Source organism: Burkholderia sp. MSMB0856, from assembly GCF_001524645.2.
In the GTDB taxonomy this organism is placed as follows: Bacteria; Pseudomonadota; Gammaproteobacteria; order Burkholderiales; family Burkholderiaceae; genus Burkholderia; species Burkholderia diffusa.
The window spans coordinates 74311-101093 of the sequence record NZ_CP013426.1 but is presented as its reverse complement, the minus strand read 5'-3'; the positions used below and the strand labels follow the sequence as shown (position 1 = coordinate 101093).

Annotated in this window: 20 protein-coding genes and 2 pseudogenes; 14 read left to right on the top strand and 8 right to left on the bottom strand. The window is 63.2% G+C overall.

Annotated features, from left to right (window positions below):
* Nucleotides 1-226: 226 nt before the first annotated feature.
* From WS87_RS00385 to WS87_RS00360, 6 genes are all read left to right on the top strand, one after another.
* Nucleotides 227-1312 (top strand): porin, encoded by a 1086-nt coding sequence (locus tag WS87_RS00385; RefSeq protein WP_107938007.1) that lies wholly within the window; start codon nt 227-229, stop codon nt 1310-1312.
* A gap of 14 nt (nt 1313-1326) precedes the next feature.
* A complete protein-coding gene (locus WS87_RS00380; RefSeq protein ID WP_107938006.1) occupies nt 1327-2523 on the top strand; it encodes an amidohydrolase in 1197 nt (398 codons plus the stop codon).
* Nucleotides 2513-3841 carry an MFS transporter gene (locus WS87_RS00375; RefSeq protein ID WP_236873165.1) on the top strand — a complete coding sequence of 443 codons (1329 nt, stop codon included), beginning with the start codon at nt 2513-2515 and terminating at the stop codon, nt 3839-3841. The genes WS87_RS00380 and WS87_RS00375 overlap by 11 nt, the downstream gene beginning before the upstream one ends.
* A gap of 44 nt (nt 3842-3885) precedes the next feature.
* The gene (locus tag WS87_RS00370; RefSeq protein ID WP_107938005.1) at nt 3886-4404 is read left to right on the top strand and encodes a MarR family winged helix-turn-helix transcriptional regulator; all 519 of its coding nucleotides are present in this window, start codon (nt 3886-3888) and stop codon (nt 4402-4404) included.
* A gap of 508 nt (nt 4405-4912) precedes the next feature.
* Nucleotides 4913-6036, top strand: a protein-coding gene (locus tag WS87_RS00365) for an IS3-like element ISBvi7 family transposase (RefSeq protein ID WP_107938004.1) whose coding sequence is annotated in 2 segments (ribosomal slippage) — nt 4913-5174 and nt 5174-6036 — 1125 coding nt in all. Because the reading frame shifts where the segments join, the coding sequence is not laid out codon by codon here.
* Nucleotide 6037: 1 nt separating this feature from the next.
* Nucleotides 6038-6562, top strand: a complete 525-nt coding sequence (locus WS87_RS00360) for an IS110 family transposase (protein WP_107938003.1) — start codon at nt 6038-6040, stop codon at nt 6560-6562.
* Between the two features lie 334 nt (nt 6563-6896).
* Here WS87_RS00360 and WS87_RS00355 read toward each other — a convergent pair whose 3' ends face one another.
* The gene (locus WS87_RS00355; RefSeq protein WP_107938002.1) at nt 6897-7940 is read right to left on the bottom strand and encodes a PDDEXK nuclease domain-containing protein; all 1044 of its coding nucleotides are present in this window, start codon (nt 7938-7940) and stop codon (nt 6897-6899) included.
* A gap of 129 nt (nt 7941-8069) precedes the next feature.
* Here WS87_RS00355 and WS87_RS34550 point away from each other — a divergent pair.
* A pseudogene (locus WS87_RS34550) lies at nt 8070-8186 on the top strand (helicase); the annotation flags it as partial.
* Between the two features lie 898 nt (nt 8187-9084).
* Here WS87_RS34550 and WS87_RS00330 read toward each other — a convergent pair.
* On the bottom strand, nt 9085-9381 hold the full coding sequence (locus tag WS87_RS00330) for an H-NS histone family protein (protein WP_107937998.1): 297 nt from the start codon (nt 9379-9381) through the stop codon (nt 9085-9087).
* A 74-nt stretch (nt 9382-9455) separates the two neighbouring features.
* Between WS87_RS00330 and WS87_RS00325 the strand changes: the two genes are divergently transcribed.
* Nucleotides 9456-10618, top strand: a protein-coding gene (locus WS87_RS00325; protein ID WP_107937997.1) for an IS3 family transposase whose coding sequence is annotated in 2 segments (ribosomal slippage) — nt 9456-9711 and nt 9711-10618 — 1164 coding nt in all. Because the reading frame shifts where the segments join, the coding sequence is not laid out codon by codon here.
* Between the two features lie 340 nt (nt 10619-10958).
* On the opposite strand, the gene WS87_RS00315 is transcribed toward WS87_RS00325, so the two are convergent.
* Entirely contained in the window at nt 10959-11132 is a 174-nt protein-coding gene (locus WS87_RS00315; protein WP_159085610.1) for a hypothetical protein, read from the bottom strand.
* A gap of 44 nt (nt 11133-11176) precedes the next feature.
* Nucleotides 11177-12715 (bottom strand): IS3-like element ISBmu11 family transposase, encoded by a 1539-nt coding sequence (locus WS87_RS00310; protein ID WP_107937958.1) that lies wholly within the window; start codon nt 12713-12715, stop codon nt 11177-11179.
* Nucleotides 12716-13019: 304 nt separating this feature from the next.
* Here WS87_RS00310 and WS87_RS34165 point away from each other — a divergent pair.
* Nucleotides 13020-13157, top strand: a pseudogene (locus WS87_RS34165) (NUDIX hydrolase); the annotation flags it as partial.
* A 75-nt stretch (nt 13158-13232) separates the two neighbouring features.
* Here WS87_RS34165 and WS87_RS00300 read toward each other — a convergent pair.
* Nucleotides 13233-13445 (bottom strand): hypothetical protein, encoded by a 213-nt coding sequence (locus WS87_RS00300; protein ID WP_107938084.1) that lies wholly within the window; start codon nt 13443-13445, stop codon nt 13233-13235.
* A gap of 622 nt (nt 13446-14067) precedes the next feature.
* Here WS87_RS00300 and WS87_RS00295 point away from each other — a divergent pair.
* The 5 genes from WS87_RS00295 to WS87_RS00275 are packed head-to-tail and all read left to right on the top strand — an operon-like array spanning nt 14068 to nt 23594.
* Complete coding sequence (locus tag WS87_RS00295; protein ID WP_159085609.1) at nt 14068-16353, top strand: hypothetical protein; 2286 nt, start codon at nt 14068-14070, stop codon at nt 16351-16353.
* A 31-nt stretch (nt 16354-16384) separates the two neighbouring features.
* Nucleotides 16385-18040 carry a hypothetical protein gene (locus WS87_RS00290; protein ID WP_107937994.1) on the top strand — a complete coding sequence of 552 codons (1656 nt, stop codon included), beginning with the start codon at nt 16385-16387 and terminating at the stop codon, nt 18038-18040.
* A 28-nt stretch (nt 18041-18068) separates the two neighbouring features.
* Entirely contained in the window at nt 18069-19064 is a 996-nt protein-coding gene (locus WS87_RS00285; protein WP_159085608.1) for a hypothetical protein, read from the top strand.
* Entirely contained in the window at nt 19061-19939 is an 879-nt protein-coding gene (locus tag WS87_RS00280) for a hypothetical protein (RefSeq protein WP_107937992.1), read from the top strand. The genes WS87_RS00285 and WS87_RS00280 overlap by 4 nt, the downstream gene beginning before the upstream one ends.
* Before the next feature lie 34 nt (nt 19940-19973).
* Nucleotides 19974-23594, top strand: coding sequence for a hypothetical protein (locus WS87_RS00275; RefSeq protein WP_107937991.1), 3621 nt, complete (start codon nt 19974-19976; stop codon nt 23592-23594).
* A 141-nt stretch (nt 23595-23735) separates the two neighbouring features.
* On the opposite strand, the gene WS87_RS00270 is transcribed toward WS87_RS00275, so the two are convergent.
* The 3 genes from WS87_RS00270 to WS87_RS00260 all read right to left on the bottom strand — a co-directional run bounded on the left by WS87_RS00270 (nt 23736) and on the right by WS87_RS00260 (nt 26776).
* Entirely contained in the window at nt 23736-25973 is a 2238-nt protein-coding gene (locus WS87_RS00270) for a TOMM precursor leader peptide-binding protein (RefSeq protein ID WP_107937990.1), read from the bottom strand.
* A gap of 79 nt (nt 25974-26052) precedes the next feature.
* Entirely contained in the window at nt 26053-26415 is a 363-nt protein-coding gene (locus WS87_RS00265; RefSeq protein ID WP_107937989.1) for a BMA_0021/BMA_0022 family TOMM bacteriocin, read from the bottom strand.
* A gap of 16 nt (nt 26416-26431) precedes the next feature.
* Entirely contained in the window at nt 26432-26776 is a 345-nt protein-coding gene (locus WS87_RS00260; protein ID WP_107937988.1) for a BMA_0021/BMA_0022 family TOMM bacteriocin, read from the bottom strand.
* Nucleotides 26777-26783 lie beyond the last annotated feature (7 nt).

The window sequence follows — 26783 nt, the reverse complement described above, 5'->3', positions numbered from 1 at the left end:
GCATTGATTGTGAACTCCTACAGAATGGCTGGAAATCGATGGGTGGCGGTCATCCCGTGCTGGCATCGTTCATACGAGACATCGACCAACTACACATGATCGCCTCCTTAGGGTAAACATATGGCGATAATTAAATAGTTTACTTTACAGCCAATATGGCCGTCTCTAAGCTTCGTGACGAGTTTGCAAGAAGACTTCGTCATTCAAACCAGGAGACCCGCATCTCATGAAACGTCTTGTTGTTGCCGGCGCCGTTGCCGCTGCGCTGGCTGTCCCGTCCGCTCACGCGCAAAGCAGCGTCACCATCTACGGGTTGCTCGATGCGGGTGTCACGATGCTCAGCAACGTCGGTGGCTCGCGCGCATGGGTCTTCGACAGCGGCATCCAGCAGTCTAACCGGTTCGGTTTTCAAGGTTTGGAAGATCTGGGCGGTGGCACCAAGGCGATCTTCACGCTTGAGAATGGCTTTTCGTTGAACAACGGCGCGGCGGCGCAGGGCGGACTGCTGTTCGGTCGCCAGGCGTATGTCGGACTGACGAATGCCAGGTACGGCACGTTGACCTTCGGCCGCCAGTACGACTTCATGGCCGAAGAACTCGCCCTGTCGGCTGCTGCTGCCTATGTCGGCGGGTTGTACGCATGGCATCTCGGCGACCAGGACCGGATCGCGGGCGAGCGTTTCAATAACGCCGTCAAATACGCGTCGCCGAAGATCGGCGGCCTGAATTTCGGCGCGCTGTACTCGTTCGGCGGCGTCGCGGGCAATTTCAAGCAGAACAGTGCGTGGAGCGCCGGGCTCAGTTATGCTTTTGGGCCGTTCAACGTCGGCGCCGCGTACACCAACGCGCAAAACACGCAACTGCCGGTCTACAGCTATCTAGGCCTGAGCCGGTTCGCGGGTGTCGCAGTGCAGCCGAAGACCGTCCTCGCGCTCGACAGGACCACCAACTTCGGCGTCGGCGCCAGCTACACGATTGGCGCCGCGGCGCTGCACGCGCTCTATACATGGACCCAGTTCGCGAGCCCTGCGGCGTCGCCGGTACTGCGAGTCTATGAAGGTGGCGCGAACTACTGGATCACGCCCGCGCTGACCGTCGGCGCGGCCTACACGTATTCGTCGATGGCGCCAAATCACTGGGGCCAACTGATCACCGGCGTCGATTACTTCCTCTCCAAACGTACCGATGTCTACCTGACGCTCAACACGATTCGCGCGTCCGGCCCCGACGTCGCCGGCATTCTCGCTGCGCAGTCACCGTCGGGCAACAACTCGCAGACGGCCGTACGGATCGGTATGCGCACCAAGTTCTAACGGAGAGCGGAAGCATGAAACTGGTTAGGGAACTGGAGTCGACGCTCCCCGGCTTGCGGTCGCTGCGTCGGGATATTCACGCGAACCCGGAGGCGTCGTTCGAAGAGACTCGCACGTCGGCACTCGTCGCCCAGCGGCTGCGCGCGGCGGGCATCGATACCTTCGAAGGCATCGGCGGAACCGGCGTGGTCGGCGTCTTGCGCGGCGCGTTGCCCGATAACGGCAAATGCATCGGTCTGCGCGCCGACATGGACGCACTGCGCATGGTAGAAGCCACCGGACTCGCGTACGCATCGCGCCGGCCGGGCGTATTTCACGGCTGTGGCCACGACGGCCACACGACGATGCTGATCGGCGCCGCCGAACATCTGGCGCGTACGCGGCATTTTTCCGGTACCGTCGTGTTCGTGTTCCAGCCGGCGGAAGAAGCGATCGCGGGCGCCAAGGCGATGATCGACGACGGCCTGTTCGAGCGCTTTCCGTGCAGCGAGATCTACGCGGTGCATAACGCACCGCATCTGCAGGCTGGCCAAATCGCGGTCAAGCCGGGCGTGATGCTGTCGGCCGGCGACCTGTTCGAGATCACGGTGACCGGCGTCGGCGGACATGGCGCGCGGCCGCACGAGGCGCGCGACACGATCGCCGCGCTGGGTCAGTTGCTGGTGTCGGCGCAAACCATCATCAGCCGGGGCGTCGATCCGACGGATGTCGCGGTGCTGAGCTTCGGCACCGTGTGGGCTGGAGAAGCGCCGAACGTGTTGCCCGACACCGCGTCGGCGTCCGGCACGTTGCGCTCGCACAGCGAGAAGACGCGGGCCTTTCTGAAGACGCGTCTCGTCGAGTTGTGCGAGGGCATTGGCCGCGCAACGGGGACGCGCATTGAGGTGACGTTCCCGATCGGCTGCCCGCCGACGATCAACCATCCGGAGCAAGCCGAGTTCGCGGCGCGCGTCGCGCGCGAGATCGTCGCGCCGGCCAATGTGCTGAGCGAATTTCCGGCCATCATGGCCTCCGAGGATTTCGCGGTGATGCTGCAGCATCGGCCAGGCGCTTATCTGCTGCTGGGACAGGATGGTGTCATGTGTCATCACCCAGAGTTCGACTTCAATGACGAGATCCTGCCGATCGGCATTGCGCTATTCGTGCGAATGGTCGAGCAACGGCTGGCTGCGACAACCCACGATACGGAGACCGTCAACGATGGCGTCTGATTCCCTGCACCACCCGCGCCCGCTCAACCAGGTGGCGCGCAATATCGCGATCGCTTCGTTCGGCAATGCGCTCGAATGGTTCGACTTCATCGTCTACGGTTTTCTCGCCACCGTGATCGCGAAGGTGTTCTTCCCGGCCGCTGACGAGTTCTCGTCGATCCTGCTCGCGACCGCCAGCTTTGGCGTGCCGTTCCTCGTGCGGCCGGTCGGCGCGGTGCTGATCGGCCGCTACGGCGATCGCAATGGCCGCAAGCCCGCGCTGACACTGACCGTCGCGATGATGCTGGTCGGTACGCTGATCATCGCGCTGACACCTTCCTATCAAACCATCGGGGTCGCGGCGCCGGTGCTGATCGTTGCCGCACGGATCATTCAGGGTTTCGCTGCGGGCGGCGAATTTGGCAGCGCGACCGCGTTTCTCGCCGAACAGGATCCCGCGCGACGCGGCTTCTACGGCAGCTGGCAGTTCGCGAGCCAAGGTGTCGCGTCGATCCTAGCAGCCGGCGTCACGTGGCTGATGTTCGCGACGTTGCCGATCGACACGATCGTCGCGTGGGCGTGGCGCATCCCGTTCATTCTCGGCCTCGCGATCGGTCCGGTAGGTTTGCTGATGCGCCGCTCGATGCACGAGACCGACGAGTTCGCCGCGACGCAGAGCGCGCCGGGCGGCGCCAATGCTTCGAGACGGCCGCGACGGACCGGGCTGTGCGCGCGCAGCGCCGCGATCCTCGCCTGCGTCGGCCTCGTGATGAGCGGCACCGTGTCCTCGTATGTACTCGTACTGTATCTGCCGACATTCGCGATCCGGCAACTGCATTTGCCGCCGGCTACCGCGTTTGCGTCGGCGGCGGCAATGGGCCTCGTGTCGTTCGTCGCGAGTCCGTTCGCGGGCGCGCTCTCGGACCGGTTTGGGCGCGCGCGCATCATGGCGTTCGGACTGATTGCGGCGGCGCTCGCGATCATGCCGGCGTTCGGCGTCCTGCTCGCGCATCCGGCCTTGGCGACTCTGATAGCTTGCCAGCTCGCGGTGGGATTGCTGCTCTCGTTCTACACCGGACCGCTGGCCGCGCTGATGGCCGAAATCTTTCCGACCCATGAGCGCACTTTCGGAATATCGGTCGGTTACAATCTTTCGGTCACGCTGTTCGGTGGCTTCGCACCCGCGATTCTCACGCTGCTGATCCACACGACAAAGTCCGATATGGCGCCGGGCTGGTACGTGCTGCTGGCCATCCTAGGTTCCCTGGGCAGTCTCGCAGCGGTGGTCGGGCGCACCGGCCGGGCGCAGCGTGAGCAGTCAATAGCAGCAAACAGATAAACGGCGCGCCTGAGCGCGACTCTCTACAACCGGTCTGTCACGCGATGGCAAAACTCAAAAAAAGTGAAGCAGTATTTCTGGATCAGATACTCGACGGTCTGTCGGAGCCGTTTCATCTTTCTTACCGTTTCATCGCGCTCGGCGAACTGGTCACGAACGCGAACGACCCGGTATTCAAGGAACAACTCGGTCTCAGCATGAAAGAACTGCGGATCCTTCGCATTGCATTTCAGTTTCCTGGCCAACCGGTATCGGTGGTGGCGCGCTGGACCTTTTCCGAAAAGGCGATGATGTCGAAGCTCGTATCGCGCCTTTGCAGGCTCGGCTATCTGGAGCGCCGCATCGACGAAGCCGATGCACGCTCCACCCAGCTTTTTGTGACCAAAGCCGGCGCGGCGTTGGTCAAAAAAGCGGATGCACTCAGCAACATGCTGTTCTGTCAGCAACTACCAACCCTTTCCCCGAAGGGGGGGGCCGCATTAATGAAAATGCTCGACGAAATTTTGCGGACTTTCATCGCTACGCAATTGAAGCCGGACCGCGCAAAAGCAGATAAAGCCTAAAAACGGTGCCGCACATCACATGTGACATCGCCAGGCACATCACGGCGGCGCCGAAGCCAGTCCGATGAGGCGGAGCCATTTTCGCATTCCGACTATCGCGTTGACAGTGCGAATCTTGCTATGCGGGTACGTTCAAAGCGACGTCCGCGGGACGTCTGAAACCTTATCGCTTCGGCAGTTGCTCTCAATCGGCCCAAGGTCGGGTATCGGCATCTGATCGGTCATTGGCTAAATCTAGGACCGAGGTCTTAAGTGGGTCGCGAAGCGCCTTTCGCTCGACTCCACAACGGCCACTCGGTGTCGCGCGTGGCTGTTTGCAGACATCGCCAAGCGGCATGATCACGAGATAACTTTTTTGTCACGACGGCACGATTGCCCATTCTGATCTGCCCCCTTCAATAGGGCCGATGGGCTTCTAGCAAAGTCCCTTTTGAGCGGCCCCCAGCAAACAGTGCCATGATGTAAGCGAGTTTTCGGCGGACTTTTTCAGTATGAAAGGAGCCGTACGATGAAACGCAAGCGCTTCAGTGTGGAGCAGATTGTGGCGGTGTTGAAACAGGCCGAAGCAGGCATGCCGGTAGCGGAACTGATTCGTCACGTGGGCATTTCGGAGCAAACCTTCTATCGCTGGAAGAAGGTATATGCCGGTTTGCAGACGGACCAGGTGCGGCAGCTCAAGCAGCTTCAAGACGAGAACGTCCAACTGAAGAAGGTGGTCGCGGAGCTGACGTTGGACAAGGCGATGCTGACCGACGTATTGAAAAAAAAGTGGTGAATTCATCGCCGAGGCGCCATGTCGTGGATTATCTAAAGTCCGCCTATGGAGTAGCAGAGCGGCGTGCCTGCCGCCTGGTGGCCATATCGCGCTCGGTGTACCAGTATCGCAGCCACCGCGACCCGCAGACTGCATTGCGGCAGCGCATGTGTGAAATCGCGGCGACGCGGGTGCGCTATGGTTACCGCAAGATACGCGTGCTGCTGCTACGGGAGGGCTATCAGGTCAGCAAGAATCGGCTGTACCGTTTGTATCGTGAGGAAGGGCTGTCGCTGCGCTACAGACCAAATCGCAAGCGACGTGCACAGATGAGCCGCCCGGCACGTGCAAAGTCGACGGCGGCAAATCAGGCGTGGAGTTTGGACTTCGTCGCCGACCAGCTTTCGAACGGCCAGAGGTTCCGCGCGCTAACCATCATCGACGTCTTTACGCGCGAAGCACTAGCCATCGATGTTGGCCAGCGACTGAGCGCTTCAGATGTCGTGCGTGCACTGGATGAATTGAGGAGCAAACGCGGAGCGCCCCGCACGCTGTTTTGTGACAACGGCTCGGAATTTACGAGTCAGGTGATGGACCTGTGGGCTTACCATCACAAGGTCGAGATTGCCTTCAGCCGGCCCGGCAAGCCAACGGATAACGCATTCGTGGAGTCGTTCAACGGCACGCTTCGCGATGAATGCCTGAACGTGCACTGGTTCACATCGCTGGCCGACGCCAGGGAGCAGATTGAGCGATGGCGGGTCGAATACAACGAGAGTCGGCCTCACAGGGCTCTCGGTGAAGTGCCGCCTGCCGAATACGTCCGTCAGTTGGGCCTGCAGGCCCAACTGACGGACCAACAGAACGCCGAAGACTAACATTGCCTTTGGCACTGAAAACCGGGACCGTTCACTGCACCGATTGCACGAACACTACCGATATCTGGATCAGCAGGTCCATGACATCGACAAGGATCTGACGTTGCAGTTACGCGAGGACGAAAATGCGGCCCGGCTACTGTCGATTCCCGGGATCGGTGTCGTCACGGCAAGTCTTCTCGCGTCCGAAATCGGGAACGTTAGTCAGTATGAAGGCGAGCGCAACTTTGCTGCGTCGATCGGCCTAGTTCCCAAGCAACACAGCACCGGAGGCCGCAACGTTTTGTATGGAATCAGCAAGCGAGGTGACAAGCATCTGCGTCACCTGTTGGTCCAATGTGCGCGAGCCGTCATCCAGCGAGTGGCGCTGCGAACCGATGGGCTTGGCGAGTGGATTCGATCGATGCTCACACGACGCCATTCGAACGTGGTGGCGTGCGCGGTCGCCAACAAGCTCGCTCGAATCGCTTGGGCTGTACTGACCAAGCACGCCGCGTACGATCCATCGCTCGGGTGTCGTGCTTGAAATTTTGTCCCACCAGGTTTTGCGACTGCTGGAACTCTGATGATCCAACGGCACAGCGACCGGACGAAGAACCTGACAAGTTGTACAGCTCCCAGCAGCTGCCGACATTTTGAGGATCGACCGGTGCGGTTTTCATCGTGGAACGAGGCGTAACCTCAGATTCCGGATAGATTTGCGCAAGCCAAAAACGTCAGAACCAGGGGTTGCAAAATTCGGGCTGGCCATAGATTTCAACTTAGCCGAGAGGCGGAAATTTGAGAATGGCTTTGACATAGTGTCGGTACCCGACACCTCGAAGATTTTGAGAGCCGTCACTACAGTAGATCAACCCGCCTCAGTCTGAACCAGACAAATCGGAGCCCAATTCTGCTTCGATCTGGTCAATGGACGGCAGTCCTGCTTCAAGCGACGCGGGGACGTCCCGGAGGAGCTGGTATTCTGCGACGCCCATCGGATTTGCCATGCCACGCAGCGCATACTCGGCAACCAAACGGTTCTTTTCCCGGCACAGAAGCAGCCCAATGGTCGGATGATCATCAGGCGACTTCAGTTCCGAGTCGACTGCGGACAGATAAAAGTTCAGTTGCCCGGCATATTCGGGCCGGAACGGTGTCGCCTTCAGCTCCACCACCACATAACTGCGAAGTTTCAGGTGGTAAAACAGCAGATCGATAAAGAATTCATCGCCGCCGACCTCGAGTCGATACTGTCTGCCGACAAACGCAAAGCCGGCGCCAAGCTCAAGAAGAAAGCGGGTAATGTGCCGCGTCAGACCCTGCTCGATATCGCGTTCCTGAGCATCTTCGGATAATCCGAGGAAGTCGAAGATGTACGGATCTTTGAGCACTTCGCGCGCCAGATCGGATTGATGCGGCGGCAAGCGTGCGTCGAAATTGGTTACGGCCGCACCCGTCCGCGCATGTGCTTGCGTGTCAATTTGCATCGCGAGAACGTTGCGGGACCAGCCGTGCTCAAGCGCCTTGCCAGCGTACCAGTCGCGGACCGCCGGGTCCTTCGCTTTGTCGAGCAAGGTACAGAGATGAAACCACGGCAATTGTGCAGCAGGCTGCTGCACAAATTCCGATGATGGCCATGCTTGCGCCAGAGCCCGCATGTATTTCAGGTTGCGCGGCGAGAATCCCCGCATGTCGGGAAATGCAGCCTTCAGATCCTGCGCCAGCCGATCGATGACTTTTGCCCCCCACCCTTGTCGCTCCTGGCGTTCGAGAATGTCGCTACCGATCTGCCAGTACAGTGTCACCAACTCCCGATTCACACTTGCCGCGGCGCGTGCACGGGCAAGCTCGACCCGCTGCTTGAGCTCCGTGAGCCAGCGGCGATAGTCTTCGTCACCCTGTGGGGTAAGGAAATTTGTCATCCGGCCTTTCGTTCGCAATTCGTAGTCAAAAAGACAGTAGGCATTATCCCGGCAGCAACCAGAATGAGGCAATGCCTTGCCGAACAAGAGCGACTGTTGGTCAAGCCCTATAGGGTCGAATCCGCAGACTTTCCGATTCCTTACGCCGACTGGATGACCCTGATCGGGTCCATCTTCGTTCTGAAACGCGAATTCAGCGAACTGGTCGTGTCACTTGTGGAAATGCCCTGGTTGAACGACGCATAACAAGCGGTCAGATCGGGTGACCGGCGGGAGCATCGTGCCTATTCTGGAGTCGGGTCCGAATATCGAGCACCTGCATTTAGATACGCGTGCCTTAAGTTGGGCGTGCGCGCGCCGGACCGAGCTGCGCCACTATTAAAACAGGGGCAACTGCCGCGGATCTCGAGTGGATACTGCGACGCGGTCGACACCCTTCCCGACACGTTGCATCCAGGCGATCACGGGAACGTGCGTCCCATCAACGATTAAGTCAAGGGCAAACGCTTCGAACCCCTCCCGTACGAGATGCGTCAGCGGTTGCCACGCCGGCGCCCAACCTCTTGCGCGTGTCCGCGCCAGCAATTGACGTTTGGTCAGGCCCGGTACGCACTCACGTACGAAACGGGTGCAAGCGTCGGGAACCAACTCTGGAGGGAACGTCGGCGGTAACGCGAAGGCCGACAGTTGCAAGGCGTCTGTCATCCACGGTTCTCTACAGCAACGACAACTGAGCCGGTTCAATTGTGTGAGTTTCTTGATCGCTTTCCGTCACCGCTAGGCGTTTTCGATTCGCAGGCTGTGACTCCCCGTCGCCCGATCCATGCTTACGCGCCCATCCGGCGCCAAGCACATCGGATGAGAACACAACGCCAGGCGCAATTTGCACAAGCTCGCTCATCTACGGATTCCCTAGCCAGGCTTGACATCAAAGTGCGCGGCGGCGTACCGCGCGCTGCAGTTCCACACTTCGACGCCGTCACGGGTGAAGGTAGCCCATCCGTCCTTGACTAGCATCTCAGCTTGTGCAAATACCTCGCCGTGTCCCATCGCCTTGGTAGCCAAGGCCGTCCGTTCGCGGCATATCGCCCGGTAATGTCCGTCATGTAGCGTTGACGGCATCGAGCTCAACCATAAACGCCGCTCACTGTTCAATCAAAAACCGGTCGCGGTTCTTGGCGTTTGCTATCCAGTGAGGTGCCTTGCCACGCCCGCTCCAGGTTGAGCCCGTTTTCGGGTCGCGATATTTCGGGGCGACCGGGGCCCGCGTGCCCGACGCAGGAGCGCGACGACGTCCGAAAAGTTGCTCAGGCGTGATGTCATATTCGGCGATCTGGTCACGGATCGTCGCGATGATGCTTTCCAGCTCGGCAATCCGCGCTTCTTCCGCTTGCTGCGCCAGTGCTTCCGCCTGAGCTTTCAGTTCGAGATAGGTAGCCATGTATGTGAAGTGTAGTGGTCTAATGAATCCGGACACTGATTTAGGCGAGAATGTTCGCCATGAAGAGGTGTCTGATGAGCAAGCAACGACGTACGTTTTCCCCGGAGTTCAAACAGCAAGCCGCCTGTCTGGTGCTCGACCAGGGTTATAGTCATATGGAAGCAAGCCGCTCGGTCGGCGTCGGCGAGACGGTGCTGCGCCGCTGGGTGAAGCAACTTCAGATGGAACGCCAGGGCGTCACGCCGCAGGGCAAGGCAATCACGCCGGATCAACAGCGTATTCAGGAACTCGAGGCGCGTATCGAACGCCTCGAGCGTGAGAAGGCCATTTTAAAAAAGGCTACCGCGCTCTTGATGTCGGAAGGCATCGAACGTACGAAGTAATTGATCAGATTGGCGCAAGCGAATCGGTCGAGCTGATCTGCGCGGTATTCGACGTGTCGCGGTCTTGCCTGTATGCCCACCGAGGGCGAGCCCGACGCGTTGATGCCGAGCGCATGGCACTGCGTAGCCGGGTACACGAGCTGTTCATCGAGAGTCGAAGCTCTGCTGGCAGTCGCAGCATCATGGGCATGATGCGCGAGGAAGGTACGGCGATTGGCCGCTTCAAGGTCAGCCGCTTGATGGAAGAACTCGGGTTGATCTGCAAGCAGCCGGGCCGCCATGCCTACAAGCAGGCCACGGTCGAGCGGATCGATATCCCGAACCATCTCAATCGCGAATTCGAGGTTGGTAGGCCGAATCAGGTGTGGTGTGGTGACATCACGTATGTCTGGGCGCAGGGACGTTGGCATTATCTGGCCGTAGTACTCGACCTGTTCACGCGTCGGGTTGTTGGCTGGGCGTTCTCGACACGCCCTGATGCCGATCTGGTCGTGCAGGCGTTGGAGATGGCCTATGAGCAACGTGGCCGACCGCAAGGCTTGCTGTTTCACTCGGATCAAGGCGGCCAATATGCAAGCCGGAAATTCCGTCAGCGCCTCTGGCGCTATCGGATACAGCAGAGCATGAGCCGTCGAGGAAATTGTTGGGATAACTCCCCGATGGAGAGGCTGTTCCGCAGCTTCAAGACCGAATGGCTACCGTCAGTGGGCTACATGTCGGCGCAGGAGGCACACCGGGACATCAGCCACTACCTGATGCACCGGTACAACTGGATACGGCCGCATCAGTTCAATGACGGACTGGCTCCGGCGGTTGCGGAAGAAAAACTTAACGCAGTGTCCGGGATTAGTTGACCACTACAAAGGGACTCCGAGTTAGAAGGTTGGCCCGTGCTCGAGACGGTTTGAAGCGTAGGGGCAAACCGTCTGTGCACGACCGACACATTATATTCCTGTGGTCGGGAAAAAGGCCGCTTCGGCGGAGTGAATTGTGATCGTGGCGAGAGCCCCGTCACAGATGCTGATTCTAGTTGCACATCGCTGCCGAAGAATTTTTAAATTCTATTCCGAATTATTATTTACATAATGGACTTTTCCTATGCAAGTGCGGACAGATCATCTTAGTTCCTCCGGCGGACGTGGCACACGCCGTTGCAAACCGGGAGGGCACGAGTCTGGCTCGTTTTGCGTCGGCTCACTGAAACGATTCGTGGAGCGGCGCTCGAGCATCGATTTCGTCGGCGGTAAGCTGTCGCACGTTCTGGCCGTTGATCCGGCACTGGGTTCCATCGGAGAGGAGCGCGGTAAGCACGCCTTCCCGCCCCAGCACCGCGAAACCACGCGTTGCCTCTACGATGTTGATGTCCACGCAGAACTGACCCACCGGGGATGCGGCTATTTTCTTGGACTGATTTACGTTGCTAACCCGAGGCTTTCACGGTACTCGATGGGGCTGAGATAGCCAAGGGAGCCCTTGATCCGTTTCTCGTTGTACCAGCGAACGTAGGCGTCCAGTACCTCAACGAACTCCGCGATGGTCGTCGAACGCCAGTCTCCTGTATAGAACATCTCAGTCTTTAGCCTGCCGAAGAATCCCTCACAGGCCGCGTTGTCCGGTGAACAGGCTTTACGCGACATGGAGGGGATCAGCTTAGCCTTCGCAACCCGCGATAGCCAGCCAGGCCAACGGTAGTGGCCACCCCGATCGGAATGCACGATCGGCGTCTCGTCGTCCTCGGTCACGGTCTCAATAGCCGCATCTAGCATGGAATTCACGAGCTCTGCGTCGGGGCTTGTGCCAATCGACCAGCTGACTACCATCCCATCGAAGCAGTCGATCATGGGCGATAGATATACCTTCCCCGCAGGAATCTGGAACTCGGAAATATCCGTCACCCACTTTTCGTTGGGGGCGTTCGCGTGGAAATCGCGATTGATGATGTTATCTGGGGCAGGGCTGATTTCCCCGATATAAGAGCGATATCGGCGCCGCTTGGGCCTTGCTGCGTGGAGGCCGCCTTGTTTCATGAGGCGACGCACGACTTTCTCCGATAGAAACACTCGTTGCCTGCTAAGCGCTGCTTGCACCCGACGATAGCCGTAGGATCGGTGATTGTCCTCGAAGATCTCTGCAACGGTACGACGGACATCTGCATATTTGTCGGCAACCCGTATGGGCGACCGATGATAAAAATAGGAGCTGCGCGCCAGGTCCAACCGCTCAAGCAGCTCAGTCAAACCGTATTCTTCTCTCAGGGCGTCAACCAGCTTCGTCTTCTCCCGATTGCTCAGGAGTGGCAGGTCGACGCCCAGGTCTTTTTTTACGAGTTCATTCGCCTTCTTCAACAGGTCGTGTTCAAGCTTCAGATTGCGAATGTCGCGCCGGAGCTCTTCGACCTGCCGCTCCAGTTCGTCCCGATCCGTCTCTGATGGTGATCCCTTGTCGCGCTTCATGGATGCGGGGGTCCCTCGGCCGAGTAACTGGTTTTTCCAGTTGTACAGCGACACCCTGTCGACGTCCAGCTTTTGCGCCACCGCCTGTGCACTTCCTTCCCGTGTGCACAGTTCGTACACCGCGAGCTGCCTGGTCGCCAATGACACGGCCGGTCGGCCTGCCTTGCCAACCACGCGTTTCCTGGTTTCCGGATAGCGCTCGCGAACCCACGCCGTCAGTATCTGCCGACAGGGATAGCCTAATGCCCTGAGGGTGAAGCTGAAGCTGCGCCCGTGATTGACGTAATGCTCAAGTGCCAGGTTCTTCTGTTCTTCTGAGTACTTTGGCTTTACGCGAACATACTCTTTCTGCAGATCGCCACTCTTCTCGAATTCCTCGCACCACGCCTTGAGAGAATTCTTCGTCGGGTAACCCAACTGGCGGATTGTCGCCTTGACGCGCTTTCCGAGTTTCAGGTACAGCTCGACCGCCCGAACGCGGTCTTCGTATGAATACATGGACTACCTCCAAAGTAGTCCAAGATTTTGTCCGCATCCCCGGTGGGTCAGTTCTGCGTGGACATCAACATCCTGTCTGAACTCAGCGCATCGACAGGCCGCGCGGTGCGCCGGGAATCGGCCCGGAAATCAGGACGTTGCCGCCGGAACCCTTGCTCCACTACGCGAATTGACAAATTTAATGCGGACGTAGGCGAATTGACGACTTTATTGACGGTCCCATCAAAATGATGTCGTCAACTCGCGGGGCCGGAGGCCTTGATCCATGAGAATTCTGGAGTGACGGAATTATTTTGCTCTACGGGACCAGACGCCGCAAGCGAGCAACGAGATCGAGAAATGCAAGTGGTTTCCGATCGACAGTGTCGACGGGTTGCGCGCGAGTATTCCGACGAAGCGAATCGTCGAACTCGTCTACAACCACGAAATCCGCAAGGCGTAGCGCATCGACGGCGAGCGCACGCGCGAGCCGTCGGCCAGCTCAAGTCGGCCTTTCGTGGACCGGCGGCACGAACGCTCAATGCATGCGCTTTCGGCGCCGTTCGTGCGTGGAATAGACGACGAGAAAGATGCCCAGCATCGCCACGCCGGACGCCATGAAGTCGTTTGCGCTTCCCGAGCTGTGCAGGGACGCCGGGAAAATGCCGAGACTCAATCCTGCACCAGCAAGAAGCAATCCTGCTGCCACGCCCCAGATCGGCCCGGCGGTCTTTTCGATTTTATTTTTCATGCAGCACCCGTCTACAGTCATTACCTGAACGGTATCGGCGAAAGGCGCAGCGTCTACCTTCAGTCTTTTCACTATAGCCGGAAAATAATTCACTGCGTCCTCGGGCATTTACCGATCAAGTTTTACCGGTCACGACCGCCCGACCGGGAAAATCGTGCCCCGTTAAGCCCCGGATTCGACGAACGATCCGCACGCCGCCCGGCCTCCCTGCCTGGCGCCCTTCCGATCCGTATCCGGTCGCGTCACGACGACCGGAACATGCATCGCTCGCGGCGCCCGGTCGCCGGCGCAAGCCAGGCGACTGCCGCCTCCGGCCCGCGTCCCGCACCCGGGCGCCGATCGATTTCACGCCACCGCGCCCGGTGTAATCACGTGTAATTGCGCCGCCCCCCCAAACTGCCTAATTTCCACCTGTACATTCGGCGCGCCGATATGGGAAGGCCGAGCGCCCCGAAGGATCCGCGAGCGTTTCACCTCAAACCGGCGCATGTCCGGCGTAGCGCAGTTCGGAAAGCCGGCACTTTGACCGGGCTACCGGTCCAGGGCGAGATTCGGGCGACACCGCGCGGAATCCCCGTCGGACTCGACATGAAACACCACACGTTCTCAACTGGAGATGGAAATGATCAATATTCAGGACTCCCGAGTCATTAAGTACGACAACGACAAGAAGAGCGTCACCGTCTATCGCGATTACTCGAATTCGAATCTCTGGTACATCGTGCCGAAACCCCAGCTGGCCACCCAGACCGTCGACGGCATCACGCTCCCGGCGTTCTCGTTGACCGAGTTCAGGACGAACAGCGGCTCGGCCGGCACGGTGACGTTCACGGCCGAGCTCGTGATCGACCAGGAGGCCTACCAGGCCGTGAAGAACGTCCTGGGCCAGGGTACCGAGTTCGGTCAGTTCGTGTGGAACGACGCCCAGGCCTTCCTGACGCTGACACTCCCGTCCGGGACACCCGATACGCAGCTCAACGTCACGCCGTCCAATTTCGGCAGCAACGCGGCGACGTTCATCATCGACCTGAAGACCGCCGCCGACGTCAAGGCGATTCGCGACATCTTCGACTCGGGCGTCGGCCTGTCGACCTGGTCGATCCAGTACGTCGCCACGACGCTGAGCCAGTTGCCGGCCGTCAAGGCCACCGTGACCTACGATTGCTCGATCGCCGCCAGTTACCAGAAGACCGTCCACATCGACCGCAACGTCTGGGGCAGCGAGACCGGCCGGCGGACCACGATCCGCGAATACATGCAGAAGTCCGATTCCGGCAACGTCGACCTCGAGTGGAAGGTCCAGCCGTCCGACGAGTTCCGGCAACGCGTCCACGACTGGGCGTTCACGACGCTCGAGGGGCTGGTCCAGGCCGCCGCCGACGATGTCGCGCGCCGCCTCGGCGCAAGTGCCGCCGACGATTTCAGCATCAACTCCATCGGCTCGTTCCAGCGCATCTATCAGGAAAACGAGGTGATCGACTGGACGATCATGCCGCAGGGCTTCCTGCCGACCTTCGACAAGACCGTCTGGAGCCGGCTGGACAAGACGGTCGACAACCGCACGCTGGATGTAGGCGTGACGATGTCGGCCGACCTGAAGACCGCGGGCATCAGGAAGGTCACCGTGACCATCGACTATCCGGGCAAGGGTCAGCCGGAATCCAACGCCTTCACCACGGGCACGGCCAATATCTGGCATTACACATCCAATGGCTTCTTCGGCCCGGACAAGCAATTCGTCTCGGAATACACGTACTGGTACCAGGTCGAGCCCGAAAACGGCGATGCCTTCACGTCGCCGAAATTCAAGAGCAGCAGCGATCAGCTCCAGATCTCCAACACCAACCTCGGCTACCAGCAAGCCGAGTTCATCTGCTCGAACATTCCATTCGCATCGGAAAAGCCGGGCAACACCGTCGACTTCGTGCTGATCGACTTCACCTACCTGCCGACCGCCGACTCCAAGCTGTTCGTCGATCAACGCAAGATCACCAAGAACGTGCAGGCCGTGGAGTTCCGCAGCCACAGCTATCAGCCGAGCGGCGCGAACTACAGCTACGCGGTCACCTACGTGCTGACGAACGGCGACGTCATCGTCAACCAGCCGCAGTCGGTGTACCCGGTGGTGAACAGCCAGACCCTGACCGTCTACAGCATGATCGGCCCGGCCGACTTCACGGTCACCGTCATGAACGACACGATCCCGGGGGGCAGTATCGCGCTGCCGGCGATCACCGGCGTCATGCTGACGACCGACTACACCGACCAGCCGGACAGCCCGGATCACCAGACGCACAAGTTCCACGAACTGAGGATTGAGGACTACTACACCGACACGTGGGAATACCAGGCCGTCAAGCGCAGCACCTCGACCGTCCAGGTCGACGGCACGGTCTATTACCGCGACGAGAACAACACGCGCAAATCCGTGGCGGTCCGCAAGGTGCGCTACGGCAACACGCCGTCGTTCGCACTGGACGTGTTCCCGGTCCAGTTGCCCTTCACGGTGACCTTCGATCCGTCGCTGGTCGACTGGAAGGCGTACGTCCAGGTCGAAGTCCAGATGTATCGTGTGTCGAAGTCGGGCAAGACCGACATCGACTCGTGCATCTTCAAGCCCACGACCCTGTCGAACGGCACCACGATCTTGCCGTCGCCCTACTACTACACGTTCGCGCGTGAAGTCGATGCGTCGACGGAATTCCACTACGCGACAACCTACTTCGAAACCGGGACCAACCGCGGCGTCGAGGGCCCGCAGGGCAATTACGAGAACAACACGCTGGTGCTGCCCCACGACGCCAAGGGCGGGAAGCAGCCGGTCCATTCGGTCAGGCTGCCGGCAAGCGACGTCGCGACCCGCGACCTCGACGAAACCGACAAGGCCGACGAGACCGACCTGGTCTGATCGCCCCTCCGACCAATCCAGGCGCGCGACCATGACAACCCTCACCTACACCGTCAAGCTGGCGACCGAATCCGGCCCCGCATCGCCTCCCGCCCCCCGGCGGGCCACGCTGCTGCTCGAGTTCAAGGATCCGGTGCACGGCGCCTACCAGCAATCGACGCTCGTCCTCGACGCCGACACGCGACAGCGCACGTGGCAGATCGACGTCGCCGCGGCCGACACGGGGCAGGCGTTCTACGCCTCGGTGCTCGATTACGAGGCCAGCGAACAGGTCGCGCGCGCCCCGGTCGCCTTCGTCGGCACCGAGGCCACGATCGGCGGCGCCGCCGAGCCCGTCTCCGTCGTGGCGCTGCTCGACGCATTCGACTGGGCCGCCGTGTCGTCGGTACTGGTCACCGCCGGCGGGCAGTCCCACACCTTCTCCCGCGAGCGGCCGTATGCGTGGTACTTCGCGCTCCCCAGCCCGGGCATCGTCGAATGGACCGCCGACTACGCGATGATGGACGGCACCAAGCGATCCGGCGCGGGTGTGGCCACGCAGGGCGTCGCCGTCATTCCCGCGCCGCCGGCCGACGTCCGCTTCTCGATCGACGCCGGCGATGTCGACGCGTTCGCGGTGGCCGCCGTCACGTTGCGCGTGACCGGCTACGACGGTGTAGTCAGGACTGCAGAACTCGGCAAAACGCACCCGAGCGTGACGCTTTCGCTGCCGTACGCGCCGCCGGGACAGGCGTGGTTCGTCTACGACTGGACGGTCACCTATACCGACGGCACGCCTGCGTGGACCGCGCCGGCCCGCGCGAGCGACGGCGCGCGGGCGATCGTGCTCGGCGATTTCGGCCGGATCCTGCTCGCCAGCGACGAAATCGACTTCGACGTGGTCGAGACGGTGACGCTGACCTGGCGTTACGACAACCAGCCCAAGACCGCCCAGCTGTCCCGCGCGCAGCGGTCGGTCCTGCTGCGCCCCGGCCAGGACTACGATCGCGCGCGGCCGCTGGTGGCCGGCCTGACCTACGTGCTGTCCAGCGGATCGACGAACCTCGAGGGCGAAGCGGTGCCCCAGGGCCGCTTCGAGGTGCCCTATCCGCTCAGCACGCGGCTCGTGCGCATCTTTGCACCGGGCATGCTGACCACGCCGCCGCTCTACAGCGCGATGCGGCTCACGTCGGTCCAGACGCTCGAACTGGGATCCGGCTGGCAGCTCCAGACCGGCCTGCCGCAGATCAACCTCACCCCGAGCGCGCCGACCTGGGAAACGCGCGTCGCCGCGGTCGACCCCGAGCGGGTCGTGCTGAGTTTCGCGGGGACGGCAACGCCCGACGGCGGCGGCAGGCCGAAGCCGATCGCGCTGACCCGATCGCCATTCGAGATGACGCCCGCGGGGCCGGAGATCGCGCTCGCGACGGTCCAGGTATCGGCCCAGTCCGTCTCCTGGGAGCGCTACGCCCGTGTGGAAGCGACCTTGTGGACCGGCAGCGATGCGGAACGGGGAAACGAGCAGACCATCTCCTTCGACCGCAACAGCGCCGATGCGTGGTGGGCCTACCTGCCGCCGTCGGGCACCTACGGCCCGTCGTTCCGGTGGTCGGCGACCTACTATCCGGCCGACGGCGCGTCGCCGCAGCACAAGGCGCCGACGTCCAGCGACAACCCGCGTCTGTCGCTGCCGCCGACCGTCTCCTGACCGCGGCCTTCACGCACGGACGCCCACCATGCCCATGGCCGAACTCCACCCGGCAGTGCAGCGCGCGCTGGCGCTGGCGTCCTCGCACGGGACGCCCGCATGCCAGCCCGCGGCGCCCGCGCCGGACACCGCGCTGCGTCACCTGCTGCGCGACCGTTCGCCGGCGGAACCCACCGCCTGGAACGACAGCAAACTGGGGCGCAGCGGTTTTCCGGTGGAAATCTCCATCGCGTTCGGCCGCCCGGAACTGCGCTACACCGTCGAGCCCGCCGGCCCCGACATTCCGCCCGCGCGCCGCTTGAGCCGCGCGGGCGCCGCCATCGCCGCGCTGTCGGACGAGTCGATCGAACCCGCGGACCTCGCGGCGCTCGCGTCGTTCCAGGACAACGCGGCGCTCGCCTACGGCGCATGGATCGGCGGCCGGCACGGCGACGGCAAGCCCCGCTTCAAGCTTTATGCGGAGGTGCCCGAGCGCGGCGCCGAGCACGCGCTGGCCTGGGGCGCCCGCCATCTCGGCGACCTGTCGGGCATCGTCCGGCGCGGCGCGTGGCCCGTCATGGCCGGCTGGCAACCCGCGGGCCGGCGGGCCGAGCTCTACCTCCGCACGCGCCGCCTGTTCCGCGCGGACGTGCCGCTGCTGATGGCGGCGGCGCGACTCGAGCACCGCGCCGACGAAGTGCTCGGCCTGCTGCAGGATGCCTGCTGCAGCGCGATCGAGGCCGCGCTGCCGGCGGCCGACTTCGGCGTCAGCATCGGCACCGGCCCGGACGGCGCGTCGACGTTCACGCTGTATGCGGTCGCCAACGACCTGTTCGGCGGCGACGGACGCATCCGCGAAACGGTACTGCGCGTCGCCGCCGCCCGCGGATGGGACACGCACTTCTATCGCGCGCTCAGCGAACCGCTTGCGGGTGCGAGCGGCTTCGTGACCCGGCACGGGATGTTCGGCATCGTCGTGGCGTCGGACCAGCCGGCGACCGTGGCCATCGGACTGACGCCGGACCATCCCGAGACATCGTCATGAGCGCCGCGCTGCCCGCCCGCGCGACCGGCGCACCGGTCGATGCGCTCGACGCGTTCGATGCGCTCCTCGCCGCCCAGGCGGCAAGCGGGGCGTTCCCGTCGCGCGTGACCGTCGGCGACCGGCGCTACACGGACGAGAACGCCTTCGTCACGGCTTTGGTCCTCGACGCGCTGTCGCGCCTGCCGGCCGGGACGGCCGATCGCGCGATCGCCCGCGGCCTCGACTTCATCGAAAGCTGCGCATCGGCCACCTGCCCGGACGCGTTCCATTTCTACCCGCCCGGCCGGATGCCGTCCTGGCTCGGCGCCGACCTGCCCGCGGACGCCGACGACACCGCGCTCGCGCTGACGCTGCTCGTCCACTTCGGGCGACGCACCGCGGCCCAGGCCGTCGACGCGCTGGACCGTGCGCTGCATCCGTGGCGGCTGCACTACCGCCCGGAGTCCGTCGATCCGTGGGTGGCGCAGGGGGCGTGCCGGACCTGGCTCGACCGCCGTGCGGTCCCCAATCCGGTGGATGCATGCGTGAACGCGAACGTCGCGACGGCGCTGACCGCGCTCGGCGGCACCGGCCACGCCGCCTGCCGGGCGGCGCGCGACACTGTGCTGGACGCCATCGCGTTCGTCGCGGCGAACCCCGCGCATCGCGCACGGCTGACCGCCTTTTACCCCGACCTGTGGGAACTGGTGCATGCGCTGCGCCGCGGCGCTCGGCACGGGGTCGCCGGCTTTGCGCACGCGGCCGCGCAGCTGGCCGGGATGCTCGCCCCGCACGCCGGCGCGCAGGCCACGGTCTTCTCGTCCACCGACCTGCGCTGGCTCTGGACAGCGCCCCTGTTGCAAACGGCGCGCACGCTCACGCGCGGCACGCCCTAGCCGTCACCGCCCACCCTTTCACTGGAGAGATCCCATGCCTGGCGTCCATACCGTCCCGCCGTCGCTGTCCGCTTCGCTCTACGGCAACGCACCCGATCCGAAATCGGGCCTGCAGGTCAGCACCCGTCTGATGGAAAGCTACGAGATCATCCGCCCGGTCACCGGCGCGAGCGACATCTCGACGTTCCTCAATTCCGCCGGGCGCCTCGATATCTATTCGTCCGGCACCGCGCAGAAGGTCTACCGGATCCGCGCGGACAACCAGTCGGACACCGGCTGGACCGAAGCCGACCTGGGCGTCACCGCGAGCCAGATCAGCCCGTACCTCGCGCGCAGCAGCGATTACGACAACCCCAACCTCCTCGGCATCGCCGCCAACGGCAAGCTGACGCTGAGTCAATGGAAGGACGGCCGCTACGCGCAGGCCGACTGCCAGCCCGCCGGCGCGAAACGCCCGCTCAAGCAGATGCTGTCGACCCGGAATTTCGGCAACGTCTACGTCAACGTCGTGCTCGACAACGACGAAGTCGGCAGCAGCTACCTGAGGCCGGACGGGACCTGGGGATCGACCGAATGGGTACCGGTCCGCAAGAGCCAGGACAGCCCGGACAACGCCACGGTCAAGCGCATCGCGATGTGCGCGAACGATCCGGTGCAGCAGTCGCTGTTCGCCATCGGCCCGGACAACGCCGTGCTGTTCGCGCAGAGCGACTTCCGCTTCTCCTACTTCACGACGCTCGGCTACAAGAAGGCGATCGACCTCGCCGTCGTGAGCGACCAGGAGAAGCGCCTGAACATCTTCATCGTCGATACCGACTTCGGCATCTGGCAAAAGCGCGAGAAGAAGTACAGCACGTCGGGCATCCAGTTCGACGACTGGGTGCTGGTCAGCAACGCGGCCCCGGTCACGGGCCTGCGGGCCGTGATCAACGCGGGCGGCCTGCTCGAGGTCTTCGCGATCGGCAAGGATCAGCGGCTCTACCATACGCGGCAGATCAGCAGCGGGCTCAACAAGGTGAGCTGGTCGAGCCTGTTCGAACTCGGCAACCCGGTGCCCAACACGAAATTCACCGTCGGCCGCAACGCCGCAGGTTACTCGGAAGCGTATTCCGTGTCGTCGGACAGCAAGCTGTATCGCTTCTGGCAGGACCCGAAGACGACCCAGTGGACCAACGAGGAAATCCGCCTGCAGGGCACGGGCGAGATGACGTCGGTGCCGACCCATGCCACCGAGATCACGGTGCTGGACGACGCCGGGCAGCTCGCCGTCAACGCCCGGGTGCAGATCGATGCCGCGTCGATGGTGCCGCTGCGCATCAACGGCCTGTACTACCAGGCCAACCCGGACTACACGATCCCGGTGCTGTCGGGCGGCGGCGGCAAGGTGGTGATCGAGCGCTTCACCAACAGCCTCGCGAGCCCCAGCTACCACGTCCGCACGCAGTTCATGCAGCCGGGCGAAGGCGTCACCGTGGAGCCGAACGGCGCGCTGCAGGAGAAGATGCACGCGGTCGACACCGATGCCGTCTGGAACGCGAAGACCGCCTCCGGCGCCTACCTGCTGGCCGGCGATCTCCGGACCCGCGAAAACGCCGAGAACGTGGCGAAGATCATGCGCCAGTCGATGTCGTTCGGCATGCCGGCGAATGCGGCGGCCCGGAGCCTGCGCTACCTCGGCGCCAACCGCTCGCTCGTCGGGCTGCGGCATACGACGCGCGGCACGGCCGATCCGTTCGCGCTCGTGCCGGAAGACGTGCCGGCCCAGCACTGGCGGGTGTCGTTCACCGATACCGGCGTGCGCTACGACGACCTGAGCGCCGACCAGGCCGGCGCCTACCTGCTGCGTTCCCGCGCGCTCGCGTCGTCCGGAGATGAAACCCTGGCGAACGCCGGCTTCCTCGGCATCGACTGGGGCGACATCTGGAACGCGATCAAGAACGGCGTCGGCCGCATCGTCGATGGCCTGAAGGAATTCGTCGTGACGACCATCGTCGATCCCGTCACGCGCCTCGTCAACGAGATCAAGGTCGTCTTCAATTTCCTCATCGATGGCGTTACGTACCTGATCGACAAGACCATCAAACTGTTCCAGCAGGCGTTCGACATCGTCGAGGGCATCTGGAACAAGCTCAAGGTGTTCTTCAAGGAACTGTACGAGTGGCTGGCGTTCTTCTTCGCATGGGGCGACATCAAGCGCTCGGCGGAGGCGACCCGCCATACGTTCGACGCGACCTTCGACTATCTGCTGCTGGCGGTCGATGCCGTGAAAGGCCAGGTGGCGGCCGGCTTCGACCACCTGCAGACGGAGATCGACAAGGCCGTCAACACGTTCCTCGCGCAACTCGACCCGAAGCTCGGGATCGGCCAGTACGCGGACGACGTCGATCGTCCCGACCCGCGCATCGGCGAGTCGACCAGCCACAACGTGCTGCTCAACGCGTTTTCGGACAACTACAAATCGACGCGCGTGCTGGCCCGGGGCGACGCGCCGGCCCTCGCCGCCGACCCGCTCCAGGGCCTGTGCGAAAAATTGAAGGAAGTCGCCGACAACTTCGAGTTCGGCCAGGGCAAGAACGCGTTCCACGACGCCGCCACGTACTTCGAGCAGATCGGCCGCACGCCCGATCGCGTGCTCGACCTGCTGTTCGCCGGCACGGTCAAGGTGATGGAAGCCGTCACCCAGTTTGCGCTGAGCGCGGCCAAGGGCCTGGTCCTGACGATTCTCGACCTGGTCGCCGACGTGATCGGCGCGGTCAAGGACCTGTTCGACACGGAGTGGGAAATCCCGTTCGTGTCGCAGCTTTACAAGCTGATCACCGGCTCGTCGCTGAGCTTCAAGGTGCGCGACCTGTTCTCGTACGTCGTCGCCATCCCCGCCACGTTGCTGTACAAGCTGGTGAAGCATGAAGCGCCGTTCCCCGACGCCGCGAGCGTCACCCGCTTCAAGTCGTCGTTCACCGCGCAGTGGCTCGCCGAACAAAGCGGGATCGCGCCGAAGTCCGACGTTTCGCTGATGGTCAGCGCCGAGCAGAAATCGGCCATCGCGATCTTCTTCGGCGTATCGGCATCGGTCTGCATCTTTGCCGCGACGATTCTCGACACCATCGAGATCGCGCTGCAGACCGAGGAGGTCGAGGTCGAGGCGATCAGCACCGGCTCGCTGTTCATGGGCTTCGGCTCCGCCTTCTTCAGCGTGCCGTGGATGATCGCGAGCGATGCGGGCGGCTTCTCGTGCAATGACGGCAAGGGGCTCAACAACCTGCTGTGGCTGTTGAACACCGTCGTCGGATATGGCCGGGCCGCGGCGCTCAAGATCGCCGGCAAGAAATACAAGATCCCCGCGGAAGTGGATCAGGTCACGGTCAACCTGTGGGGCTGCGCGCGGCTGGCCCTGACGATCGTGTGGGCCGTGAAGAGCGGCGAGGAGCTGGACGGCGTCGAGGCGGCGGAGGCGTTCGTCGACACGATCACCGGCCAGGTGTTCCGCTTCCTCGGCGTCAAGGCGGTGGTCACCGCGACCGAGGGCATCTCGCTTCTCGCGCTGCTCGTGATCGTCGGCCTGGGCGGCATGACGACGACCGCGCTGCATCTGGCCGCGTCGCTGAAGTCCGACGAGGCCGTCGCGAAGCGCCTGCCCGCCCAGGCGCTTGCGTAACGCCGGTCGGTCGTCGCGGCACGCGCCGGTATGGCGACAGCAGCGCGCGGCAGCACTCGGCCAAGCCGGCCGAGGCTGCCACGCGGCTGCGGTCGATGCGGTGCCCGGCCTCCCGGCCGTCCTGCCGCGGCGATCGACGCGTCAGAGAAACAGCAGCGCCTCGTTCAACTCCGTCTCGCGGCGCGGCTGCTCACGCCACCCTAGTCGAACGGGAACCGAATAGAGCCGTTGTGCGCCGAAGCGCGGCCAGAAATGACACAGGCCCGGCGCGATCACCTGCACGACGGACAGGCCGAGGTCGGGCCGCGTCTTGTCGACGACGAGCACGTCCATGCCGGCCGCCGCAATGCGTCCGACACCCTGCGCGATCGCAGCCGGCAGCGACGCGGCACCGACCGGTTGCCACGTCGAGCGGGTCGTGCGGGGCAGATCGGCAGCCGGATACAGGAATCCGGTGTCCGCCAGCTTGTCGCGATCCCACGGGTGCGGGGCATCCGCGGCGACATCGAGCAACTGGTTGACTTCGGTCAGCGCCCGCTGCACGGCGATGGCACCGTCCGGATGGCAGCCGAAGCCGATCGAGAAGCGCCCGTCCTGCGGATTTTCCGCCAGCGCGGCCACGGTCGGCACGCCGAGGTCGGTAGTGATGTCGAGCGCCCACAAACGCCATCCGAACGTCGCGTATTCGCGTACGAGCGCATCGAAATACGGATCGTCGAAACTCGACAGTTCGATGCCGGGGCGCGCGATCCGGTTGTACCACCAGATCGCGACCGCATCGCGCTCGATCAATTCGAGCATGCCTTGCAGGATCGCCTCGTCGACGCTCGATCCCGCCGCGCAGCCGTTGGGGTTGTGCACGCAGGCGGCAGGCGCCCGCGCGCTGTCCGGCGTTTCCGCATAGCAGTAGCTCAGCGGCACGAGGTGGCGCCGGCCGGTCACGAGCGACCAGGCCGGTGTCCAGTCGATGACGTCGCGCGCCGTGAAGCGCGGCGGCACCTGTTTTCGAACATCGCCGGTCAACGTGTTGATCGCCTCGCGCGCGTCGAATTGCCGTTCACTGAACTGCTGGAGGTCGTTCACGTGGATCGGGGCGGCGTCGCATGCGGGATCGGCGAGCAGGCTGTCGATGCTTCCCGCAAACGTCGCCTCGTCCCCCTGATACACGCTGCTGAATCGCTCGAGCGCCTCGCACAGCGCGCTCGCGCGGGCCTGATCGTCGGTGCGGCCCTTGCCGGAGCAGATCCTGTCGAAGCGGTTGCTGCCCGGTACGGCCGCCGGGCACACGAGAAAGCCCGACGCATAGACCTTGCGCAGACCCGCATGCCGCTTCGGCATCGGGTGCAGGTAAGCGATCGCTCCGCTGACCGGCGAGACGAGATGGGCATGACGCGCGAACACCTGTTGCGCATCGGCGGTGCGGTAGCCGCCGTCGGCACGCGCCAGCGGTTCGTGAGCGGCGAGACGCGGCGCGCGCGCCGCCTGTTCGCGCATCCATTCGGGATTGCCGCAGCACGGGCATTGCGGACGCTTCAGCACGCGGTGTCGCTCGGCGGCCAGCGTGTCGATGCGCTGCGCAAGGATATGGGTCTGCGCCCGTTCCGATGCCGCGGGGTTGACCGCGACCTGCTCGACCGTCGCCGCCACGAGCGCCGCGGCGGCGGCGGCGGCGGCTCGCGACGCAGCCTGTGGCAGACGCACCGCGTCGCTGCCGTGATGGCGCGCAAGCAGCGCTTCGACCGGCCGGTTGATGCGAATCCAGTAGCGCACGCATTCGATGCACGGCGCGTCGGCGAGCGCGTCGCCGCCGGCCAGCAACGGCCCGATCAGCGTCTGTACGCCACCCGTCGTCACGACGAGCAACGCCCCGCCTCGCGCCGCGACGCGGGCGGCGCACGCGGCGAGATCGTCGCGATCGTGCGTATCGGCGATCGCGACGGTCAGCCCGGCCTCCGTCGCGACGTCGATGCCGGCCGCGTCGAGCGCGCGCCTGAGCGCCGTATCGTCCGCGCCGAACCGCTCGATCGCGACACGCAATTGCGCGACGTGCGCGCAGGCCGCGTCGCCATCGAGCCCGGCACGCTCGAAGAAGCCGCGCGCCGTATCGTCGTCGTGCGGCAGATCCGCGCGCACGTACCCGCGACGCACCAGTTGATCGAGACGCGCGAGCACGTCCCATTCGCCGAACGCACCGGCAAGCGACGTCACGATCTCCGCGATCGTCATCCGCGCCCGCAGGCACGCCGCGATCTGCACGAAGATCGCGCCGGACAGCATCACGCGCTTGAATTCATCGACGACGAACAGGGTCTCGGGCCCGGCATCGAGCACGAGCAAATGCGGTTTGAAGCGCAACACGCGCGAAAGGTCATCGAGCATCGTGGGGTTCCATACGGCGGGTAAACGAACGTCGCGCGGCCCCGGGGCCGCGCGACGGTGCAGGCGCGACCGCGCCGCGTCAGCAGCAGGTGAACAGGTAACTCGGCCCGGCGTCGCAGTAGGCCGCGAGCGCAACGGCCTCCTCGTCCAGGTTCAACGGTTGCTCCGGTATGCCGACCGTCATCACGTTGCGCGGCAGGTGCCAGCTCCCGCCACCGTTACCGTGGTTCTTCCAGCCGTGATCGCCGGATGTCTTGACGACCTCGATGTCGACGATCCACGGGCACTGGTAACCGAAGTATTTCGCGAGCGTCTCCAGCGGCCTCTCCAGCAGCTCGTCCTTGAATTCCGGGTTCCGCCACGAGAGCGCGATCGCGCGCAGATAGACCTTCTGGAACTCCAGCATCGATTCGAGCGTCGGATTCGCGTTGTTGTTTGCCATGTCGGTTTCCCCGCGGTCATTCCATGATGGTGATGTGGTTCGCGTTGTAGGCGGCCAGCGCCTGCGCGAATTGCGCCTTGTCCGCCGGCGCGGGCGGCAGGTACAGCGTGAGCTTGTTTCTCCGGCCGGCCGTCCAGTCGCCATTGACGGTCGGCGTCCACTCGGACGATTTCGGCTGCACCTTCAAGTCGAGCCGGAACGGAAAGTGATAGTCGAAATGCTCGCGCAGCGCCTCGACCGGGTCGGCCTCGAGCTCGTCGAGAAACGCCGGCGAATGCCACGCCAGCGCGATTGCCCGGATGACGGTTGCGCGGTATTCGAGAAACTGCTCGTACGTCGGTAATCGAAGATCCTTGCTCATCTCTCTG

What these genes read in the sequence shown, in the direction of transcription:
- WS87_RS00385 (WP_107938007.1), top strand. Translation starts at nt 227, where the DNA reads ATGAAACGTCTTGTTGTTGCCGGCGCCGTTGCCGCTGCGCTGGCTGTC.
- WS87_RS00380 (WP_107938006.1), top strand. Translation starts at nt 1,327, where the DNA reads ATGAAACTGGTTAGGGAACTGGAGTCGACGCTCCCCGGCTTGCGGTCG.
- WS87_RS00375 (WP_236873165.1), top strand. Translation starts at nt 2,513, where the DNA reads ATGGCGTCTGATTCCCTGCACCACCCGCGCCCGCTCAACCAGGTGGCG.
- WS87_RS00370 (WP_107938005.1), top strand. Translation starts at nt 3,886, where the DNA reads ATGGCAAAACTCAAAAAAAGTGAAGCAGTATTTCTGGATCAGATACTC.
- WS87_RS00355 (WP_107938002.1), bottom strand. Translation starts at nt 7,940, where the DNA reads ATGACAAATTTCCTTACCCCACAGGGTGACGAAGACTATCGCCGCTGG.
- WS87_RS00330 (WP_107937998.1), bottom strand. Translation starts at nt 9,381, where the DNA reads ATGGCTACCTATCTCGAACTGAAAGCTCAGGCGGAAGCACTGGCGCAG.
- WS87_RS00310 (WP_107937958.1), bottom strand. Translation starts at nt 12,715, where the DNA reads ATGTATTCATACGAAGACCGCGTTCGGGCGGTCGAGCTGTACCTGAAA.
- WS87_RS00300 (WP_107938084.1), bottom strand. Translation starts at nt 13,445, where the DNA reads ATGAAAAATAAAATCGAAAAGACCGCCGGGCCGATCTGGGGCGTGGCA.
- WS87_RS00295 (WP_159085609.1), top strand. Translation starts at nt 14,068, where the DNA reads ATGATCAATATTCAGGACTCCCGAGTCATTAAGTACGACAACGACAAG.
- WS87_RS00290 (WP_107937994.1), top strand. Translation starts at nt 16,385, where the DNA reads ATGACAACCCTCACCTACACCGTCAAGCTGGCGACCGAATCCGGCCCC.
- WS87_RS00285 (WP_159085608.1), top strand. Translation starts at nt 18,069, where the DNA reads ATGCCCATGGCCGAACTCCACCCGGCAGTGCAGCGCGCGCTGGCGCTG.
- WS87_RS00280 (WP_107937992.1), top strand. Translation starts at nt 19,061, where the DNA reads ATGAGCGCCGCGCTGCCCGCCCGCGCGACCGGCGCACCGGTCGATGCG.
- WS87_RS00275 (WP_107937991.1), top strand. Translation starts at nt 19,974, where the DNA reads ATGCCTGGCGTCCATACCGTCCCGCCGTCGCTGTCCGCTTCGCTCTAC.
- WS87_RS00270 (WP_107937990.1), bottom strand. Translation starts at nt 25,973, where the DNA reads ATGCTCGATGACCTTTCGCGCGTGTTGCGCTTCAAACCGCATTTGCTC.
- WS87_RS00265 (WP_107937989.1), bottom strand. Translation starts at nt 26,415, where the DNA reads ATGGCAAACAACAACGCGAATCCGACGCTCGAATCGATGCTGGAGTTC.
- WS87_RS00260 (WP_107937988.1), bottom strand. Translation starts at nt 26,776, where the DNA reads ATGAGCAAGGATCTTCGATTACCGACGTACGAGCAGTTTCTCGAATAC.